Below are 20,496 nucleotides of genomic sequence, written 5' to 3'. Positions count from 1 at the left end.
AGGGGTATTATTTTTTGAGTAAATTAGCAAGGACTGAAGAACGAGCTTCAACTGGCAATATTTTAACGTTTGTCTTGCCATCATTATTAGGAATTATCTTATTTATGCTTCCCATTTCATTCAACGATGAAATCACGATACCAATTGCTATTCTATCTGGAATGGTTCAAAAATTACTATTAATAAGTCTTCCCTCAATTATGACTGCCATTATTTCAATCACTTTACTTGGAACACTTGTTGCAAAGTTTGCGAGACCGGCATTTATTATGAGAAATCCCTTCTTAAAAACGTTATTTGACGTTTCACCTGTATGGGTAATTGCACGATTCTTAGGAATGATTTTTGCTGTTATGACCTTATTTCAAATTGGACCTGAGATGGTTCACTCAGAATTCACGGGCGGGTTACTATTAAATGACCTTCTCCCAATTTTATTTTCTGTGTTTTTATTTGCAGGACTGTTTTTACCTTTGTTATTAAACTTTGGTTTATTAGAATTATTCGGGGCATTGTTAACTAAGATCATGCGCCCTATTTTTAAATTGCCAGGACGATCCTCAATTGACTGCTTAGCTTCTTGGTTAGGTGACGGAACGATAGGGATTTTATTAACAAGCAAGCAATATGAAGAAGGCTATTACACAAAGCGTGAAGCCGCTGTAATCGGTACGACTTTTTCCGTTGTTTCGATTACATTTAGTCTTGTGGTCATTTCACAAGTTAACCTAGGACACATGTTTGTCCCATTTTACTTAACAGTCACTTTATCTGGATTGGTTGCGGCAATTATTTGCCCACGGATCCCACCACTATCAAGGAAACCTGACACATACTATATCGATAATGGTAAAGACAAACGAGAACTCATTCCAGAAGGATACACACCTTTTACATGGGGATTTAAACAAGCAATCGAAAAAGCAAAAACAAACACAGGGGTTGCAGAATTCTTCAAGGATGGTGGTAAAAACATTCTCGACATGTGGATGGGTGTTGCACCGATCGTAATGGCCATTGGAACACTAGCCCTCATTGTCGCTGAATTTACTCCTGTTTTTAAATATTTAGGAATGCCATTCATTCCATTATTAGAGCTTATGCAAGTTCCAGAAGCAGATAAAGCATCACAAACGCTCATTGTAGGTTTTGCAGATATGTTTCTGCCTTCAATTATTGGAAGTGGAATCGAAAGTGAAATGACCCGCTTTATCGTCGCATCTGTTTCGGTAACACAGTTGATTTATTTGTCAGAGGTTGGGGGATTATTACTCGGATCTAAGATACCGGTATCATTCTTAGATTTAGTATTGATTTTCTTACAAAGAACGTTGATTACTCTTCCGGTTATTGTTGGGATTGCACATCTACTTTTTTGATAAATGCTGAGTTGAGCAAAAAGGACCAATTTGGGTCCTTTTTTCATTGGAATGAGCTTGTTTTATGAATTTATCAAAGTTGATTTGTAAATTCATTGAAAACTTTCCTCTTTTATTAGTTCTATAAGCGAATTTTTTAATTCTATCAGCGAAAATGGACGGTCTATCGACGCTTCGACAAAGATCCACAAGATTCTACAGGAACAATAAACGCATGGATCCATTAGGAATCCATGCGTTATTTGTTTATACAGTTGTAGCTTGGTTTTGCTCGAGCACTATTAAGTCTTCTTTTAATAGCTTGATTTCTAACATCCCAAACTTGTTTGCAGCCGCTTTTAGCATCACGATTGTAATTTGTGTTTGTATTGATATCGTACGTATAAATTTCTCCATTCGCATCTTTTAAGAATTCAATAACGCCAGAACCCCAATATGGAGTTCTTCCTTTCTATACTAATTCTCTTTGCTTCGTTTCTTCCCCTAGTGTAAATACCGCTAATGCACCGATTAAAATTGCCACGCAGAAAATAAAGAAGATTGTACCGATATCTACATTTTGCGCAACGAGATATCCAACTGTTAATGGACCTAGAATTCCGCCAATTCGACCAAATGATGCAGCCATTCCTGATCCAGTCCCTCTGATTTCTGTAGGATAATGCTCTGGTGTGTAAGCATATAACGCGCCCCACGCTCCAAGGTTGAAAAATGACAAGAAAATTCCGGATGTAAGGAGAAGCGATAGGCTTTCAGCATTTCCGAAGAAATAAGCGCTTAAGGCCGTTCCAATTAAGTAGGTAATCAAAACAAATTTTCTTCCCATTCGTTCGATTAAATATGCCGCACTAAAGTAGCCAGGTAGTTGAGCGAGTGTCATAATCAACACATACTCAAAGCTTTTAATCAAACTAAAGCCCTTCATGACCATCACACTTGGTAGCCACAAAAATATTCCATAGTAGGAGAAAACGACACAGAACCATAGAATCCAAAGCATCGTCGTTTGTTTTGTATATGGACGAGCCCAAACGCGTGTCATTTTTTGTAGAAATGACTGATTATCTTTACCCTTAACTGCTTGAAAACGCGGTGAATCTGGTAATTTCAAGCGTAAATAAAGGGCGTAAAATGCAGGTAATGTACTTAGCAATAATGCAGCTTGCCAGCCAAAGTTAGGGATAACAAAATAGGAGATTAATGCGGCTAGTAGCCAGCCTCCCGCCCAAAAGCTTTCTAATAAAACAACGATCTTTCCTCGTTCTTTTGCAGGCACACTTTCAGCAACAAGTGTTGATGCAACAGGTAACTCTCCACCAAGTCCCATTCCGATAAAAAACCGCAGAAGTAAGAAAAAAGACAGCGTTGTGGCAAAAGCAGAAATACCACTGCCTATTGAAAAAAGTAATAATGTAATAATAAAGACATTTTTTCGACCAATTTTATCAGCAAGTAGACCAAAAACTAATGCACCAACAGCCATTCCAATTGAGTTAACGCTTCCAATCCAGCCCATTTGTGAAGATGTTAGATTCCACTCGACCTGAAGTGCTGCGATAACGAATGCTAAAATCCCAACGTCCATTGCGTCGAACATCCAGCCTAATCCTGCAATCCCTAGTAATTTTTTTCGCGAAAGTTCTTTACTGTTTTCCATGTTAACCACCCTTGCTTACCTTTCTAATCAAAGGTCTCATTTACATTAAATCATTATTTAAGATATACTCTATCTTTTGTTGTGAAGTCAACTCCTATTTATAATGGAATTTACTCTAAGATCGATAGACATTGCCTGGAAGTTCCCTTTACTTAGTATCTTTGAATTCATTATAAACAATAAAAACCGCTAACGCATTATACGTTAGCGGCTGATTTACCTTATTGCTTTGGTCCTTTGCCAGGTTTCGGCTTATCTTTTTTCGTTTGAATTTCATAGGAGAAATCAACTGGGCTTTTGTTGCTAGATGGTGCTGCGTACCATGTAATCATGTGATTTTTACCATCTTTAAATAATTGTCGTAGTTTAAGAGAGTCTTGTTCATCAAGGTTGAAAGGCTCTACACTTACGACATCATATTTAGTTTTTGCACCTTTACCTTTTCCAACTGTTTTTTTATTAATAAAGGTCACCGCATATTCAACATAGCGTCCGATTAATTGATCAATTGATAGGAAGCTTTCTGTAGAATTTCCGTCATTTGAGTAGCCGATTTCAGGAATTTCAATGTTATCAATAAACCATCCCTTATCGTTGTATCCCCAATCAGTTAAATAACGGAAAGATATATGAACTTTTTGACCTTTGTATGCAGTTAAATCAAAGCTTTCTTTTTGCCAGTCCTCATAATGACCTGTGAACCCTGGAACATTCTCTTTGATTGTTGGGTATCCTTCTTCAACAACATCAGAGCGAGTATTTTCATTTGCTAGACTCGTCCATGTCTTTCCTGCATCCGTTGAAACTTGGACAACACCATAATCCCATTGTTCTTCGATGTCAATAAAGTTATCAAAATTTAAAGTGGCTGATTCTACATTGCTTAAATCTGCTTCGAAAATTAAAGCGTTATCTGCTTCATCACCAGCATTCCCCCATAGTACTTGGTTATCAGAGCCAAGTGGGTCTGAGACTGATTGCCAAGGGTTTGCTAAGAATTGTACTCCGTCAAATTTAATTCCTTCAATTTTTTTATCTGTATCAATGACTTTATAATCTCCGCCCCATGCTGGAACGCCTTCTTTTTCAAAGTCTTTTGCTTTCTCATAGTTTACTGTTACTCCACGCTTCGTCCCATCCGCGTCAACTGGTAATTCTCTTAAATCAATGCTATCAAACTTGTAAATACCTTTTCCTGGACTATCGCTATCAATGGATAGAGCTGTAATAAATTGTTGATATAACTCGGTAAAATTGAGTTCTTCACCGTGTGCTTTTAATGTCTCATTAATTCCATCAATTCCGTTTATTTCATTAAGTGCTAAGTCACGAATAAAATCTTGGCCAAATTTATCGTTCATATACAGAGTAAATAAGTAGACTTGTCCATAATCAGCTATTGTTTCTGGTCCTGTTTGTGCACTATTGTGTTCATCCCAGTTCACAAGAGAGTTTTCAGGATGGTCTAGGTAGAAGTTAATGGAACCTTCTGAGTGACCATATCCGCCAAGAAATTCAGAGAAAGTTGACATTCCTTCGTTAATCCACGTTTCTTCGTCACCATCATTATCAGAATGAATTAAATGCTGAAGCTCATGAATCGTCGTAGCAAAGAAGGTAGATTCAAGACGTTCTTCCCAATTGTTAGTATCAATTGTGATAATGTTACGATCTGTATACATTTCTAACGTAGACCAGAAGAAACCAGCTACAAAAAAAGGATATTCAGGGTCATAATAGTTATCATCTTTCACGTTGTCTACTAGCATAATCACTTTATCATTGTCAGTATAATACCCTTCAGGCACTGCACCTATATCCTCAAGAACTGCATTCTCTCCGTTTAGTGAGTCTGGTGTGCCAAAGAAATCAGTAGCCACTGGGTAGATATTCGAGTCAAATTCATCACGTAATTTATCAACCTGATTCTGTGTTACTACTTGTGCAGGTCTTGGGTCACCCTCTTCAAAAGAAAGATCATTCGCTACCCATATCTCAACATTGTCTCCCACACTTCGAAGTGTGAATTCTTTAAATGTTAAGTCTCGATCGAGAAATGATTTTGTTCCACCGTCAAATGTAAACTTGGATTCGTTAGATGCATCTAAAGATGAAGCGCTTTCATTAAAATTTATATCCTTTGATTGTTCAATTAACTTCTTCTCAGCATTTTTTAAGTAGGCTTCATCTTCAGATAGCTTGTCCAAATAGCTATCGATGTCCACCTGATCTCCGTAACGTTCTACGTCCCAATTTGGATTATTTGTTGCAGCCTTTGCAGTAGTTGTTCCTGTGCTAACTGGAGCTAATAACGATAAAGCAATTACCCCAGAAGACAGTACGGAAAGTAGCTTTTTCTTCAAATCATTTCCCCCTCAGTATTTTACTCAACTGAAGTTATCATAACATGTTGAATATTCTAAAAACACTGTAATATATAGCGTTTACAAATAGGGAAATATGTAGAAACGAATAAAAACAGGGAGACTTTTCGTCTTTATTAGGTCTATTATCATGTAAATTTTTGTAGGATAATAAGTTATTAACCACTAAAAACAATTTCGAGTACCGAAAAATGATTATTTTGCACTAGTTCCTTTATGATAGTTTTTATAATAAAATGACAAAAAAACCCGCTAAGTAGCAGGTTCTTAGTTAATCTATTAATAAAGAATGGATCTTACTCTTTTCGTTAAGATTGATATATTGCGATCGTCCAAGGTATAACGGAATGTTCAGTTTATCGAAGTTTGGAAGACCATTGTGCCTCATATGAAATAGTGACTAATGCAACCATTCGGAGGATAACTGTGCATGACAGTTTGATTTGTAGGCTTTCTCATTTTCTCTTCCACACTCCTGTAGCGTGATGTTTCTTTTCATACTTTATCTCCTATGGTACCTGTTTCCAGGCACTCTTTCGTGCTAGGAAACAGGCGGGTACCGCTCTTATTCTTTTAATTTCAGCTTAGCTAATGCCTCTGCTAGTGCTGGGTTTACGAAGTCGTCTTCTTGCTTTTTTAGATAACTCGACACTTCTTTTTTAGAGACTTTACCGTTTTGAGATTTCTTTCTTTTTTCAGTAAAGGTAGATAGCTTTTCTCGATGGCCACATTTGCAGACAAAGATTTGACCTTCTCCTTCACCGCGTAGTTCGAGCTTTTTGTGGCAGTTCGGGCATCTTGCGTTCGTCACTTTTGAGACGCCTTTTCGGTACCCACATTCTCTGTCCTGACAAACGAGCATTTTTCCTTTTTTACCGTTTACTTCGAGCAAAAGCTTGCTGCACTCAGGACACTTTTTCCCTGTCACATTGTCATGTTTGAACTTTTTATCACTGTTTTTAATTTCTGAAACAACAGTTTTGGCGTACTGTTTCATGTCTTCCAAAAAGACTTGTTTTGGTAGTGAGCCCTTTGCTATTTGAGTAAGCTTTTGCTCCCATTCAGCCGTTAAGACTGGAGACTTTAAATCTTTCGGAACAAGGGTAAGTAGCTGCTTACCTTTGGACGTAACGGTGATGTCCTTACCCTTTTTTTCAATAATAAAGCTACTAAACAGCTTTTCTATAATGTCTGCTCTTGTTGCTACCGTTCCTAATCCGCCTGTTTCACCAATTGTTTTAATGAGCGATTGATCTTCACCCGCCATATATTTTGACGGATTTTCCATTGCGGAGAGGAGGCTCGCCTCATTGAACGGAGCTGGTGGCTTTGTTTCACCTTTTGTTTGAAGAAGTGAAACAACTTTAAAGGAATCTCCCTTGTTTAACTGCGGAAGGCGTTGATCTAATATGTCGCCGGTCTCATCCTCGTCACTTGCTCCATCATATACTTCTTTCCAGCCTTGAGCCTTGATAACTTTTCCTTTTGCAATGAAGGTTTCATCTTTAATTTTTGCTTTAACGGTTGTTTGCTCGTATTCAAATGGAGGCATAAGAACTGCTAGAAAACGATCGACAACTAAGGCATATATTTTTCTTTCCTTATCAGTCATTGCACTTAATGGAACACTTTCTTCAGTAGGGATGATCGCATGGTGATCGGATACCTTTTGATCATCGACATACGATTTATTTCCCTTAATTGGGTTTCGCAGTATTTTTCCGACTACTGAAGCGTTATCCTTTGTTCTACATGCTTGAACCCGGTCCTTCAGTGTTTCTACGATATCTGAAGTAATATATCTAGAATCTGTTCTTGGATAGGTTAGTACTTTATGTTGTTCATAGAGTTTTTGCATGATTGTTAGTGTTTCTTTTGCTGAGAAACCAAAGCGCTTGTTGGCATCTCTTTGTAGCTCTGTTAAGTCATAAAGAGCAGGTGAGTAGGATTTTTTTGCTGTTTTATTTACATCGACTACTGTAGCCTGTTGGTTTTTCAACTTTTTAACTATTGACTCGATGTTATTTTTGTCGAAGCTTTTCGTCTCATTACTCTTTTGATCCTGCCAGATTAGATTTAACCCTTTATCCGTAACTGCTTTAATTCCAAAGTACTCCCTCGGCTGAAAACTCCTGATCTCCTCTTCTCGCTTTGCAATAATTGCTAGAGTCGGAGTTTGAACGCGTCCTGTTGAAAGCTGTGCGTTGTATTTTGTTGTAAGTGCTCTCGTTGCATTAAGTCCGACAATCCAATCTGCTTCTGATCTTGCGACTGCTGAAGCGTAAAGGTTTTCATAGTCTCTTCCATTTTTTAGTTTTCGGAATCCCTCGTTAATTGCTTTATCTGTTACAGACGAAATCCATAAGCGTTTAATTGGTTTTCTCACTTGTGCTTTTTCAATAATCCATCTCGCTACAAGCTCGCCCTCACGCCCCGCATCTGTTGCAATCACAATTTCCGAAACATCTTTTCTCGTTAATTGTTCCTTCACCGCATAGAATTGTTTGCTTGTTTTTTTAATTACGACGAGCTTCAACGGTTCAGGAAGCATAGGCAAATCTTCCATCCGCCATGATTTATATTTTTCTCCATAGCTTTCTGGGTCAGCAAGGGTGACTAAGTGGCCGAGTGCCCATGTCACAATGTAGCGATCTCCTTCTATATAACCGTTTCCTTTTTTATGACAATTTAAGACTCTAGCTAAATCTCTTCCAACAGAAGGTTTTTCAGCTAAAACGACAATTTTACTCATGATAACATCCTTTCGGGGTCTAACTTTTAAGTACTTCCTTCTATTATAAAGATAAATTTTTTTAAATCTAAGTTATTAACGTGAAAAAAGGTTTTTAGATATTTGATAGGTATATAAAATCGGGTTAAAATAGATTGTAAGTGGTTCGAAAAAAGGAGTGGCTTTGCATGAGTGAAAAGAAGAAACAGCTTGCTAAAGAGAGCAATCAGTCATATCGATCCGTTCCTATTGATGAAGGATATAATGAGATGATTGAAGGTGTTCGTTATGAAATGCAGCCTTCGCCAGTCATTATTCATCAAATTGTTTTAGTAAATATTCATGATGCAATTAGAAATTCTTGTAAACCAAATGGCGTTATTCTCCCTGCACCTGTAGACGTATATTTTGACAAAGATAACTGTTTGATACCAGATCTCATTTTTATATCAAACGAAAACCTGAATATTATTAAGCAAAAACGCATTGAGGGAGCACCTGACCTTGTGGTTGAAATTCTATCTCCAAGTACTTCAAAAAATGACCGACAGCGAAAAAAACTAATTTATGAGCGTTTTGGTGTAAAAGAATATTGGATTGTTGATTCACATCATCACACATTTGAACAATTCATCCTTAAAGAAAACCTATACGAATTCTATAAAATATATAGTTTTGGCGAGATTTTAACTTCTCCTCTTTTTGCATGCATTTCAATTAATCTTACCGATATCTTTGAAGATGCCCTCAGATTTGAAGAACGATTTAGCTCCAACGAAGGTTGAACACGAGTTTATAAAAATTGAGCCTCCTTACACATTGTTTATTTAAAAATGCGTATCAAAATTTCAAATAATAACCAACTTCGTAATTACACCTTATTTAATTAACTTGGTTCTTTAGACTTCTAAAAATTTCATACAATGCTCATGACTCCTACCTATTCAAAACATATCATTACCAGTAATCTAGCTGTAGCGAAAACCCTCAGATCATAGTATGATTGGCAAAGATACTTTGAGTTTAAGCGGAGGGTTTTATAGAAATGAGTTTACTTACAATTGATAAATTAAGTCATACATTTGGGGATCGCACCCTATTTAAGGATGTTTCCTTGCGTTTGTTGGATGGGGAGCATGTTGGTTTAGTCGGGGCAAATGGTGTCGGAAAATCAACGATAATGAATATTATTACTGGTGAATTGATTCATGACGAAGGTCGGGTTGAATGGACACCAGGAGTCCGTTACGGCTATCTTGATCAACATACGATTCTATCAAAAGGAAAAAGTATTCGCGATATTTTAAGTGATGCATTTTTACCTCTTTTCGAACAAGAGAAAGAGCTTAATGTAGTTACAGAAAAGATGGGAACTGCCACACCTGAAGAGCTAGAAGAACTACTCGAACAAATGGCTGAAATTCAAGATCGTCTTGATGCAGGTGGCTTTTACCTTTTAGATATGAAAATTGATGAAACTGCACGTGGTCTTGGACTTGATGCGATCGGGCTTGATCGTGATGTTTCGGCATTAAGTGGTGGACAGCGAACGAAGGTATTGCTCGCAAAGCTTTTACTCGAGCAGCCTGAGGTTCTTTTACTGGATGAGCCAACGAACTACTTAGATGTGGAGCATATTCGCTGGTTAAGCAATTACCTTAAAGAATATCCCTATGCGTTTATTTTAATCTCTCATGATACTGAGTTTATGAATAGTGTTTCGAATGTTATTTTTCACTTGGAATTTTCTAAGCTATCACGCTACACTGCAACGTATGAGAAGTTTCTAGAATTGGCTGAGTTGAATAAAAATCAGCATCTACAAGCCTATGAAAAGCAGCGTGACTTTATTAAAAAACAAGAAGATTTCATCTCAAAAAATAAAGCCCGCTACTCTACAACTGGTCGTGCAAAAAGTCGTCAAAAGCAGCTGGATCGTATTGAGCGAATTGATCGTCCTGAAACGGCCATGAAACCAACGTTTGAATTTAAGGAATCTCGTGGAAGTAGCCGCTTTGTTTTTGAAGCCAAAGACTTAGAAATTGGCTATAACGAGCCCCTTTTACCGAAGCTAACAATGACCATCGAACGTGGAGATAAAATTGCGATTGTTGGGTGTAATGGTGTCGGAAAATCAACGTTGTTAAAAACGATCTTAGGCAAAATTGATCCATTAGCTGGAGATGTTAACCGTGGAGACTTCCTTTTCCCTTGTTATTTTGAACAGGAAGTAAAAGCTGCAGACATTACGCCGATTGATGACGTATGGAATGCCTTTCCTAGCCTTGATCAGCACCAAGTACGTGCCTTGCTCGCACGTTGTGGCTTAAAGAATGAACACATTTCAAGACCTTTAAGTCAGCTAAGTGGTGGAGAACAAGCAAAGGTTCGCTTATGCAAACTTCTAATGAATGAAAGCAACTGGCTATTATTCGATGAGCCAACGAATCATCTTGATATCACAGCAAAAGAAGAGCTGAAACGTGCAATTAAGGCCTATAAAGGAACAATTGTCCTCGTATGCCATGAGCCTGATTTTTATGAAGATTGGGTGACGAAGGTTTGGGATATTGAGGAATGGGCGGAGAAGGTTTAGTTTAAAAGAATAGAACATTAATTTTAGCTGAAAGAGTTTCGTTTCTTTCAGCTTTTTTATATTGTATCAAAGTTTTTCTCAATTTCCGTAGATCTCAATTTTTCAAATCTAATACATTTCGTTACCTAAGATGATTTCACCGTTGCTTGCATGAATCATCCGATTAATGCAGTGAAGGAGAGTTGGCTCCCCTGCTCCTGATGGACCAATTACGGAAACGAACTCTCCTTTTTTTACTTAATTATTACTTAGATAACTCTCTAATCGGATCAAACCATTTATCTTCTACTTCAAGAAAACGCTCTTTATCTGTTTTTGAAAATAATCCTGATAACTCTGAGTCTTCTGGAACGAATATTTTTTCGTTATTTGCTACTTCATCAGACGTAAAAGCTTCGACCAATGCTTTGTGATCTTCTTCGCTAACATTTTCTGTATTTACAGCAAATGGAGCGTTTAGAACTGGTGTTACAGAGATTATCTTAAACTCTTCTCCAGGAATTGTATTAAACGGCTCAGCAGCATCATCTTTCACTTTGTAAGTAGCTCCAGGTGTATTTTCTTCGCCATCAGCTAATTCAACATAGTTGGCTACACAAAAATCACAAAATGCAGCTACATCAGCCTTGCCCGTAAGTAAATTAACAGCAGAACCTTGGTGAGAGCCTCCGTATAGTACTTCATTGAAAAATTTTCCGCCTTCTAGTAAATCGTCAGCTGTTAAATCTTTATACTCATCTTTCTGACTAAAATGAGATACGATTCCTTCAGAAGGAACTTTAAATCCTGAAGTAGAACTATTTGAAACAAATGAAAAATCTTTGCCAGCTATATTGTCAATTGAGAAGCCTTCACCATCTTTGTAAGGTTCTTCATTGCCATTTTTAACAGATAACCAGCTATGATAAACGGCATCGTCTAATGTACCAGATACTCCACTTGACACGACTAATGGCTGCACTTTTTCGTTTTTCGCGTTAGCTTCGATATAACCTTGAGCGCCCATAAACGCTATATCAGCATTACCACTTGCTAATGTCTCAATGGCGATAATATAATCAGTCGTAGTTTTATGTTCAACCTTTTTTCCAGTTGCATCTTCAATTATTTTCCCAATATGATCACGAGCATCTTTTAAGTCTGCCCCAGATTCATTTGGATACCAGGCAATCGTTAAAGTTTCTTTACTGCCTGCTTTACCACCAGCTTCTGACCCACTTGCTGTTGATTCACTGCCTGCTGAACATGCTGCCGAAATCATTGCAACGATTAAAACCATTAAAACTAAAAGTGACTTTTTCACTTGTTTTTCCTCCTTTTAATATATAAATTATTTATAATCATCATGGATTCTCATTTGATCTTCCAATGTTGATTCTTACCGGATTTCGTTTGCTTTACCTTGTCCACTTTCTGCACTCCTCCTAGAACTAAAATTCAACAAGGCATTAGTGCATATATGGTTTATCTTTATAATTTTCCTTATACAGTTAATGATGTAACTTAAAAATTGCCTTCCAGATGCATTACCTCCTCTATTAATAAATAATGAACTAATTCACCAATGGACGGTATTGTAATATCAGGCTTGAACCCAAGATCTAGAGGAAATGGTTGTCCATGTGAAATCCAAACGGTATGCATTCCAGCTAAGTATCCTCCCTGAATATCTGTATAAGGGTTATCCCCAATCATGATGCAAGACTGAGGTTTAACCGATGATTGTTCCATAATCTTTTTAAACGAATAATAATAGGGCTTCCCCACAGATTCTAACTCGGTAGCACCTGATACTGCCTGGATCGCTGAGATAAGTGCCCCAGTTTCTGGTACCCTACTTCCATCTTCTCCCGGATGATAAAGATCTGGATTAACTGCAACTAGTTTGACACCTTCTGTTAGGCTTCTTGCACAATCATGTAGCTTTTCATATGTGAAGGATGGATCTCGTCCCACCACGACTACATCACAAGGGTTTTTACTACCCACCGATAAAATAATGTGACCTGCAGATTTAATAGAATGTTGTAGTGCAGGGGTACCAAATGTTTTCACTCGAACGATACCGTACTTTTCTAGCAAATAGTCTCCTACCAATTCAGTGGCTACTAGTATAGAAGAACGCTGAACAGCTAGGCCCATTCCTCTAAGCTTCTCTCGAATGGTTTCAGCAGTATCAGTTGAGTTATTGCTTAAAAAATAAATTTGTTTTTGCTTAAGATCCAATAATCGTAGTAATTCCTGCACTCCCGGGTACATCCGACTACCTGAATATACAGATCCATCCAAATCGAAAATAAATGTGGTGCAGTTCGCCATATTCATTGTCATTTTTATCATTCACTGCCTTTACTTAACCAAGTCTTGATGCGATTAGTAGATTTCATTCTATTAATAAATAAAGCCTCTCTTTTTATAAACTTATTTTGTTAAGTAATAGATACTTCGCTAAGCTAGTCTTCGTCCAATAAGTATCCTCCTTTAAAAATAGAAAAAACCCAAGTATAGCTTGACCTACATGACAAACACACTTCAAAAAGCGTTGTCCCGAAATAGGTCTAAAAACTATACTTGGGTTTTCTCCAATAACTCCACCCAGAGTAATTAATTGTATGTAATTAAATTATTAAGATTGCTTGTTGAAATAATAATATCAATAGTTTGTTAATATAGTATTTGCCCAAAGTAAAGGGTTTGTAAATGTTTGTTATTAGTTGCATTTTTTGAAGGTTACTATTTTATTAAGTGTAATTTACACAAAGTCCCTAATGCTTCGGTAATATGAAAATATTATGATGGATATATTGTGAAGAACAGTCTCTTAAAAGTGGCTTCACCATAGCTCGTTATACAAAAAAATTCTTGGTGATCTTGTAAACTATCTACTATGTATTTGTAATTGAAATAATTATTAGAAATCCAGGCTGAGCGTTTGCTACTCAACCTGGATATTTATATTAACTAGATATAAGATATTACTTAGAAATGGAACTAAGCACCGAAAATGGATCCTCTGAACCAGACGGTGTGGCTACGATTTTCCGCTCCATCGTATGACTTCCACCTGCAGCTAGTTCTACATTCTGTCGGCTCATAATCCAGTTTCCATTACCATAAGCTGTTAACCCGGAAGTATTTCCTGAATAAACGAGACCAATTGTTTGTCTGTCTGTACCAGACATTCCGATCCATGGTTCAGTGGGCGTGAACTCCTGCGGATCAGAATAGGCTAGCGTAATCGTATCGTGTCCGGAAACACCGCTTTTTTGTCCTGCACCATCATAATCCAAAGCGTCACCTATCCAAACAGATTTGGAATCCTGACCAGTATTGGAAAACACCGTTTCAGCTGTTATCCACTCTTGATTCGGTAAAATCGTATAAGTAGTATCAACTTTGATTTCTGGATCTTCTGTGGATGTACCGATTGCACTTACCACAGCACGTTCCGAAGATGATTCCATTACTTTTAATTCTTCACTTTTTACAGTTAATTGCCTCCGTGCATCTGGTCCCAATGGTTGAGCTGTAGAAATATAAGGAAGATTAAACCAGTCAACTTGATCTTGAAATCCTTTAGCTGAAATATCAATTGGCTTTCCTTTCGTCACTCCAGGAAGCTGTGCGTCCTGGGTAACTGCAGCAATCGTCATAGCTAATTTGCTGTTCTCCATTATAATGTCCTGCACAGTTCCTTCAGAGACAGGGCCTGATAAAACCTTTCCAGTACCAGCGTTAACTGTTACTGGCATTAGAGAAACATCTACAGACTTTGATTCTCCTTCACTAACTTCAGTAGTGACTGTCGCATTTTCATAAGAAAGGCGACTTGCACGAACGGAATAACTTCCAGGCTCCTGCAAGGCAAACAGATACTTTCCTTCATTATTAGTAGTTGAAGATGCTACTACTTTATTTTCTGCATTTAGAGCCTCTACTAAAACTTCTTCAACTGGCTTATTTGTACTAGAATCAGTGACACTTCCCTGAATACGAGATTGCTCTGCTGCTTCAGGATCTAAAGTACCAAGATTTGCTGCCCAATTGGCAATTGTTGCTGCTGGGTTACTTCCATTAGCAGGATAATCAGTGATGTGGTACCAGCTAATTGATTTCTTCTCACCTGCTGCTACACTTGCATCAAAAGATACCCCGAAAATATAACCAAAAGCACTTAATCCTGTCGGCTGGTCGTTTATCCAAGCAATTCCATGGGCCGGGCTAGATGTCGCTGTTTTAGGTCCATCATAGATGTAATTGCCTGCCCATCCTGATGTCATGAATCCAGGGTTTGCAGCTGCTATTCCTGGAACAAAAGCAGTGTCATCAGCACTGTCAGGATCAAGTAAATACTGAAAATACCCCTTAAAATCTTCAGTTCCTGTATTGTCAAGCTCTAAAGTAATCTTTGCTATTGGTGCATTAGGCAAAGCTTTGTAAGTAACCTTGGTTTTTATATCAGGATCAATTTGAGCTTGTCCCGATGCATTTATTGTATCACCATCAACGTTAATTTTTGGTAACGCTAACCATTGTCCCTCACGATTCCAAGGCAGTTTCGGGTCATTCATTGTTTCGGAAAGGACCCACTCACTCCAATCTAGCGTCTCTGTGGCATTGTTATCTAGTAAAGCGATATCTGATACCCATCCAGGCTGGAACGTTCCCGCACCGTTGTTAGCACCAATCTTCGAAGAAATAGTAGCTTGAATTAGATCATTCATAATATAGTGATATTCTTCACCATTCGGAATGTCCAAACGCGGGCTCCCTGAATTAAAATCAGGTGCTTCCTGGGACTTACCAGCAACTGGCTCGGTAATCTCATTTAATTGCAAATCAATCGTCTCAACTTGACCAGTTACCATTTCAGCAGAAGCTGAAGTTCCATTCAAGAACCCTCTACGTTTAGCTGTAAGAGTATATTTTCCCGGCTGTAGACCAAGAACATACTCGCCTTCAGCATCGGCCACTGTCGTTTGAGTTTCACCAGCACCGTTTGTTGCAACGATCGTAGCTCCACTAACAGGTTTTCCTGTAGTAGCATCACTTACTTTTCCAGTAGCTCGAGGCCACTTTTGAACCGTTTTCCCTCCAGGAGTGAAAGCATACAGGTTGCCATCAAGTGCACCAACCACTAAGGTATTTCCAGAAATGGCTGGAGATGATGCCACCCAAGCACCAATTTCATGCTGCCATAAAGGCTGTCCTGTCAAACGATCAAATGCATAGAGATTTCCATCATTCGATCCAATAAATACTACTTCACCACTAACTGCTGCTGAAGAAATGATTCCGCCTTGTGTACGGAACTTCCACTTTAATGAACCTGTTGCTGCATCTAGGGCTACCACATTTCCATCTGGGAATCCCATATAGACAAATCCATCAGCGACTGCAGCAGACGACCCAGTTGCGCCTCCGTGAATATAAGATGAGTCTGAGCTCTTGTAGCGCCATAGTTCTTTACCTGTTGCTGCATCAAGGGCAACTAACAATCCACCTTGATATCCCATATATACACGACCTTCTGAGATGGACGGCATCGAATGCATCCAGCCTCCCGCAGGTTTTTGTCTCCATATTTCCTTACCAGTTGAGGCATCAATGGCGATTAACCAACCTCCGTCTGCACCAACATATACTTTGCCATCTTGAACAACTGGTGTTGATTCAACAATCCAACCACCTGCTAAAGGTGCATTCCATAATTCTTCTCCCGTATTAGCATCAAGTGCCATCATCGCACCACCACTGCCAGTGCTATATGCCTGATACACGACTCCGTTGTCAATTGTTGGGGAGTAGTACATCCATGCACGCTGCACTTCATCTTTACCGACTGACTTCTCCCAAATTATTTTCCCTGTTTTTGCATCCATTGCATATAAAGTACCTCGGATTGACGATGCATATACGATTCCATCGGCAACTGCAGGAGAGGATTGCACTTGAGCATCTGCCTTTACCTGCCACAGCTTTTTGCCAGTTTTTTGGTTCACCGCATGAATGGCATGGTGTTCATTGCTGTCTTCATCACGTGTTCCAATATAAACAATGCCATCTACAATCGCTGGTGAAGAAGTAAGAATTGTTCCTGGTGTACGGTAAGTCCAGCCAAGATTCAGACCTGCTTCAAGTGTATCCTTTGCATAACCTGTATGCTGAGCATCGCCGTGGAACATCGTCCAGTCCGTTCCGCTCTTCGGTGTAATTTTTTTATCATTATCTACTATTGAAAATTGTGAAATTCTTGCCCAAACATTTTCAGCATCATCCGTCACCCTAACTTCCATATGATGCTTTCTTAACTTAGCTTTACGGGCATCCCATGTGCCATACCAACTCATACCACTGCTTTGTTTAAGCTTTTTCCATGGACCACCATCCACACGGTATTCTACCTTTTTAACATTACTTGAAGTGTTATAAGCATTTACCAAAATATTCATTTCATCTTGAGCTACTTCACTATTGTTTGCCGGATGGACAATAGAAGCACTCTTTTTCACATCGTACATTTTAAATTTTGGATCTTGTTCATCACCTTGGAACGTAACCATTCTAAATCCATTTGGTGATTGATCAATTGTGTAAGCACTTGAAACAGATGTTACATGATCTGCACCAGGAATGGTGTCTTGTGCTACATCATTTACATGCGTGTGTCCTACCATCACAAGGCGTGTATTATATTGACCAAGAAGATCTATAAACTGCTTTGTACTGTCTGCTGATGGTGTTTGTGGTGTATTCAAGGGCTTATGAACAAATACGACCACTTCCTTGTCTTTTGCATTTTGGGCAAGATCCTGCTTCAACCACTCTAATTGTTCTGTTTCTGAAAAGCCCAACGTGTTCTCCAATGTTACAAAATGTCGATTTCCATAATCAAATGAATACCACTCTGGACCTAAATAGTTTCGATAACGATCAACTCTTGTTTTGTAGTCGGAGCCAGGTGCAAAATCATGGTTACCCATCGCTGGATAGACTGGAAGAGTAGATGTAGCTGTACTCGCAGTATAATCCAGGTATTCTGCATCCGTCGCTCTGTTTGTCAAATCACCACTTACAGCGATAAAAGCTGGATCTCCTGTTGAGTCGTTGATTTGCGAAAGCTGATCTGTAAACCGTTCACGGTTATTAGTCGTCCCAGCTTGTACGTGAACATCAGCTACATTGACAAAGCTAAAGTTCGGATTTTTATTTTCCGGAGTATGTATCAAACCGAAATTTTGTTCGCTTGTTTCACCCGCTTTGAGGTTGCCTAACAGTTTATAAAACTGAGGTGTTTTGTTCTCATCTGTTGGTACGCTATATCCGCTAGGAACCGTTACGAAAACAATATCCGTTTGTCGTCTATCCGTACTTGTAGTTAATGTATAATTTCCTTCTTCGTCTGAAATTGTAACAGTCTTGCCATCTGATACGGAAACATTTGGAATCCCTTGTTCGTTACTATCACGGGTTCCATTTTCATTTTTATCAACAAACACGACACCCTCGACGGTTACATTCGTGTTGTCAGCAATAACCGGCTTGGTTACAGCAGCTACAGCTAGTCCACACATGATAACTGCGGTAATTACCTTAAGTTTTTCCTTAGTTATTTTCCCATTACCTTCTAAAAATTTCATCGTCTCTCCTCCAATTGTTGAGTTCACGGTACTATTAAAGACCTACCTAGATGGCAGCATCACCTTCTTTTTATGCTCAGGGGTTAGCCTAAAAAGCGCTCAAAGTACCAAAATAATCCCATTCCAAATATCCACGTCGTTGTCGCACCATGAATGTAAAAAGACCATTTGTATTTTCGAATATAAAGAAGCAGAGGAAACAAAAACACAATAATTAGAGCTTGTCCCACTTCAACTCCTACATTAAATGAGAGGATAGACAATAAAGATTGCCATGTTATTTCATTATTTAGCTGCAAAGCACCAGCAAATCCAACTCCATGGATAAGCCCGAAAATAAACACAACGGCAAACCTGAATTTTGATGAAAATCCAAGGATACTTTCAACCGCTACAAACGCAATACTTAATGCAATGAGCGGCTCAATGATCTCTGGTGGCAGATTGAGAAATCTCATAGCTGTAAGTCCAATTGTGATACTATGTGCAATGGTAAAGACTGTAATAACTTTTAATACATCTGAAAATTTACGAGTTCCCAAAACAAGTGCAATGACAAACAAAATATGATCGGTACCTATCATAATATGGTGAAAACCAACTTCGATGAACCGGGTGATTTGACTAACAAGAGTCTCCTCCCCAATCTGAAGATCCCTCTCAACTGCTTGGAAAGCAAACTGCCCTTTTTTCTCTCCAAGCTCATATGTCATAATGTTTCGATGCATCGGGTCATTATCCTCAAAGAAGATATTGTAATGAATTTGAATCGCCGAATCTAAATCAGCTATCGGAAAAGCTAACAAAATCTTTGCGTAATCTCGATCCAGTCTCTTTTCTACTTCTGTAGAGATGAGCTCTCCGTCTACCCTTTCTCCATCCAACAAAATTTCGAAATGTGAAAGAAGATAATCTGATAAAGCACCACGTTTCTCTTCTAATGCCTTACTAAGCTGCGCAGCAGGAGCACCTGGATCCACTCCATAATCAATCAACCTCCCCATTTCAAAATAATCAATAGAAAGTTCTACATGCAGCTCTTTATTTTCTAGATCTATTGTAATCTTTGAATACCCTTCACTATTATCTGTGTGGGCACTAGCCTTAAAAGGGGTAAGCATCATCATAAAACAGCATAGAAACAGTGCAAAGTATGAAATCATCTTATTCACAGTTGCTCAAACCTTTCATCTAAAATTTGTAGTGGAGAAGGGCCTCGTTAGAAATTTCAGAAAATTATCATATATTAAGTTCTCATGATAAGAATCGCTATTTCCAACCCCTGCATTAAAATAGTGTTTGGAAAGTAAATATGATGAGTTGGATATTAAACGCTCATGACCAGATGTCATACTTCCAATCTCTGCCTAAGCATGAAATTGCTATCTAGCAAACCTAGCTTCTATCAGATTGAAAAAAGCTTCTCTTTCCTCTTCAATTGCACATTTGACTTCTACTCGAATTAATTCTTGCAATTCACTTTTTGAAAACATCAATGCAACATCGTTTATTGCATCTGAGAAAGGGATTTCATTGTTTAATAATTTTTTCACCTCCCTAAATGCATTAAGTTCTCGATCAGAGTAAGCATGTTGCTCACTCTCACTCCTTTTCTCCTCAACAATCTCGGAATGCTCCTTGTTTGATTTTGATACATCATGTTCAAAAATCTCTGTTCCTTGGATAGCGGTATTAGATCCCTTCTCCCATTTACCGATTGTAAGTAAAACACTTTTTGTTTCAATGTCACTCATATAAGCCGAGGTAGGATAAGAAAGTAAGCTTAGTAAGATGAGAGATAAGTAAACAGAACACATTAGTTTCAATAAAAATAGCTTTGTTACTAAACTCCCTTTCATTTCCTCTGGTTGGTTTTTGGTAATTATCCCCACCCCCTAAATTTGTTGATTAGAAAAGAACAACAAAAAACCCAAGTATAGCCAGTCCCCAAAAACATATGCCTAAATAGCAATGATGTATTTTTGTAGAACTAGTAGCTATACCTGGGTTTTCTCCATTAACTCCACCCTTGGCAGTTAGCAATATACAATTTTTAACTTCTTGCATCCGAAACTTATAACTTAATTCTAAGACTCTTATATTAAAAAA

At 38.3% G+C, this 20,496-nt stretch carries 12 protein-coding genes and 1 pseudogene; 3 read left to right on the top strand and 10 right to left on the bottom strand.

From position 1 onward, the window contains the following. The first annotated feature begins 104 nt into the window (after positions 1-104). Positions 105-1,379, top strand: coding sequence for a YjiH family protein (locus ACFFIX_RS13240; RefSeq protein WP_378934851.1), 1,275 nt, complete (start codon positions 105-107; stop codon positions 1,377-1,379). 246 nt (positions 1,380-1,625) lie between these two features. Here the strand turns inward: ACFFIX_RS13240 and ACFFIX_RS13235 are convergent, their stop codons facing one another. The 4 genes from ACFFIX_RS13235 to ACFFIX_RS13220 all read right to left on the bottom strand — a co-directional run bounded on the left by ACFFIX_RS13235 (position 1,626) and on the right by ACFFIX_RS13220 (position 8,172). Beyond that, the gene (locus ACFFIX_RS13235; RefSeq protein ID WP_378934872.1) at positions 1,626-1,775 is read right to left on the bottom strand and encodes a hypothetical protein; all 150 of its coding nucleotides are present in this window, start codon (positions 1,773-1,775) and stop codon (positions 1,626-1,628) included. 55 nt (positions 1,776-1,830) lie between these two features. After that, positions 1,831-3,036: a niacin permease NiaP gene (locus tag ACFFIX_RS13230; protein WP_378934646.1), complete on the bottom strand. Its 1,206-nt coding sequence runs from the start codon at positions 3,034-3,036 to the stop codon at positions 1,831-1,833. Positions 3,037-3,257: 221 nt separating this feature from the next. Continuing rightward, on the bottom strand, positions 3,258-5,399 hold the full coding sequence (locus tag ACFFIX_RS13225) for a peptidase M6 (RefSeq protein ID WP_378934644.1): 2,142 nt from the start codon (positions 5,397-5,399) through the stop codon (positions 3,258-3,260). A gap of 586 nt (positions 5,400-5,985) precedes the next feature. Next, positions 5,986-8,172: a DNA topoisomerase III gene (locus ACFFIX_RS13220; RefSeq protein ID WP_378934642.1), complete on the bottom strand. Its 2,187-nt coding sequence runs from the start codon at positions 8,170-8,172 to the stop codon at positions 5,986-5,988. A gap of 167 nt (positions 8,173-8,339) precedes the next feature. Here ACFFIX_RS13220 and ACFFIX_RS13215 point away from each other — a divergent pair, with 167 nt between their 5' ends. Both ACFFIX_RS13215 and ACFFIX_RS13210 read left to right on the top strand, forming a co-directional pair. Continuing rightward, positions 8,340-8,936, top strand: coding sequence for a Uma2 family endonuclease (locus tag ACFFIX_RS13215; RefSeq protein ID WP_378934641.1), 597 nt, complete (start codon positions 8,340-8,342; stop codon positions 8,934-8,936). A 260-nt stretch (positions 8,937-9,196) separates the two neighbouring features. Then, positions 9,197-10,747 carry an ABC-F family ATP-binding cassette domain-containing protein gene (locus ACFFIX_RS13210; RefSeq protein WP_378934639.1) on the top strand — a complete coding sequence of 517 codons (1,551 nt, stop codon included), beginning with the start codon at positions 9,197-9,199 and terminating at the stop codon, positions 10,745-10,747. Between the two features lie 129 nt (positions 10,748-10,876). Here ACFFIX_RS13210 and ACFFIX_RS13205 read toward each other — a convergent pair. The 6 genes and pseudogenes from ACFFIX_RS13205 to ACFFIX_RS13180 form a co-directional block, all read right to left on the bottom strand. Next, positions 10,877-10,984: pseudogene (locus tag ACFFIX_RS13205) on the bottom strand (ATP-binding cassette domain-containing protein); the annotation flags it as partial. 7 nt (positions 10,985-10,991) lie between these two features. Continuing rightward, positions 10,992-12,050 carry a PhnD/SsuA/transferrin family substrate-binding protein gene (locus ACFFIX_RS13200; RefSeq protein WP_378934637.1) on the bottom strand — a complete coding sequence of 353 codons (1,059 nt, stop codon included), beginning with the start codon at positions 12,048-12,050 and terminating at the stop codon, positions 10,992-10,994. 200 nt (positions 12,051-12,250) lie between these two features. Beyond that, positions 12,251-13,078 carry an HAD-IIA family hydrolase gene (locus tag ACFFIX_RS13195; RefSeq protein ID WP_378934635.1) on the bottom strand — a complete coding sequence of 276 codons (828 nt, stop codon included), beginning with the start codon at positions 13,076-13,078 and terminating at the stop codon, positions 12,251-12,253. A 644-nt stretch (positions 13,079-13,722) separates the two neighbouring features. Continuing rightward, positions 13,723-18,387: an outer membrane protein assembly factor BamB family protein gene (locus tag ACFFIX_RS13190; protein WP_378934633.1), complete on the bottom strand. Its 4,665-nt coding sequence runs from the start codon at positions 18,385-18,387 to the stop codon at positions 13,723-13,725. Positions 18,388-18,470: 83 nt separating this feature from the next. Then, a complete protein-coding gene (locus ACFFIX_RS13185; protein WP_378934631.1) occupies positions 18,471-19,550 on the bottom strand; it encodes a HupE/UreJ family protein in 1,080 nt (359 codons plus the stop codon). A 219-nt stretch (positions 19,551-19,769) separates the two neighbouring features. After that, positions 19,770-20,246: a hypothetical protein gene (locus ACFFIX_RS13180; protein WP_378934629.1), complete on the bottom strand. Its 477-nt coding sequence runs from the start codon at positions 20,244-20,246 to the stop codon at positions 19,770-19,772. Positions 20,247-20,496 lie beyond the last annotated feature (250 nt).

Origin of the sequence: Metabacillus herbersteinensis, assembly GCF_042433335.1 — a bacterium.
In the GTDB taxonomy this organism is placed as follows: domain Bacteria; phylum Bacillota; class Bacilli; order Bacillales; family Bacillaceae; genus Metabacillus; species Metabacillus herbersteinensis.
The sequence above is the reverse complement of the archived record's forward strand: the minus strand, read 5'-3'. Positions and strand labels throughout refer to the sequence as shown.

Coding starts and splice junctions, on each gene's coding strand:
- ACFFIX_RS13240 (WP_378934851.1), top strand. CDS start 105: ATGCTTCCCATTTCATTCAACGATGAAATCACGATACCAATTGCTATT.
- ACFFIX_RS13235 (WP_378934872.1), bottom strand. CDS start 1,775: ATGGAGAAATTTATACGTACGATATCAATACAAACACAAATTACAATC.
- ACFFIX_RS13230 (WP_378934646.1), bottom strand. CDS start 3,036: ATGGAAAACAGTAAAGAACTTTCGCGAAAAAAATTACTAGGGATTGCA.
- ACFFIX_RS13220 (WP_378934642.1), bottom strand. CDS start 8,172: ATGAGTAAAATTGTCGTTTTAGCTGAAAAACCTTCTGTTGGAAGAGAT.
- ACFFIX_RS13215 (WP_378934641.1), top strand. CDS start 8,340: ATGAGTGAAAAGAAGAAACAGCTTGCTAAAGAGAGCAATCAGTCATAT.
- ACFFIX_RS13210 (WP_378934639.1), top strand. CDS start 9,197: ATGAGTTTACTTACAATTGATAAATTAAGTCATACATTTGGGGATCGC.
- ACFFIX_RS13195 (WP_378934635.1), bottom strand. CDS start 13,078: ATGACAATGAATATGGCGAACTGCACCACATTTATTTTCGATTTGGAT.
- ACFFIX_RS13190 (WP_378934633.1), bottom strand. CDS start 18,387: ATGAAATTTTTAGAAGGTAATGGGAAAATAACTAAGGAAAAACTTAAG.
- ACFFIX_RS13185 (WP_378934631.1), bottom strand. CDS start 19,550: ATGATTTCATACTTTGCACTGTTTCTATGCTGTTTTATGATGATGCTT.
- ACFFIX_RS13180 (WP_378934629.1), bottom strand. CDS start 20,246: ATGAAAGGGAGTTTAGTAACAAAGCTATTTTTATTGAAACTAATGTGT.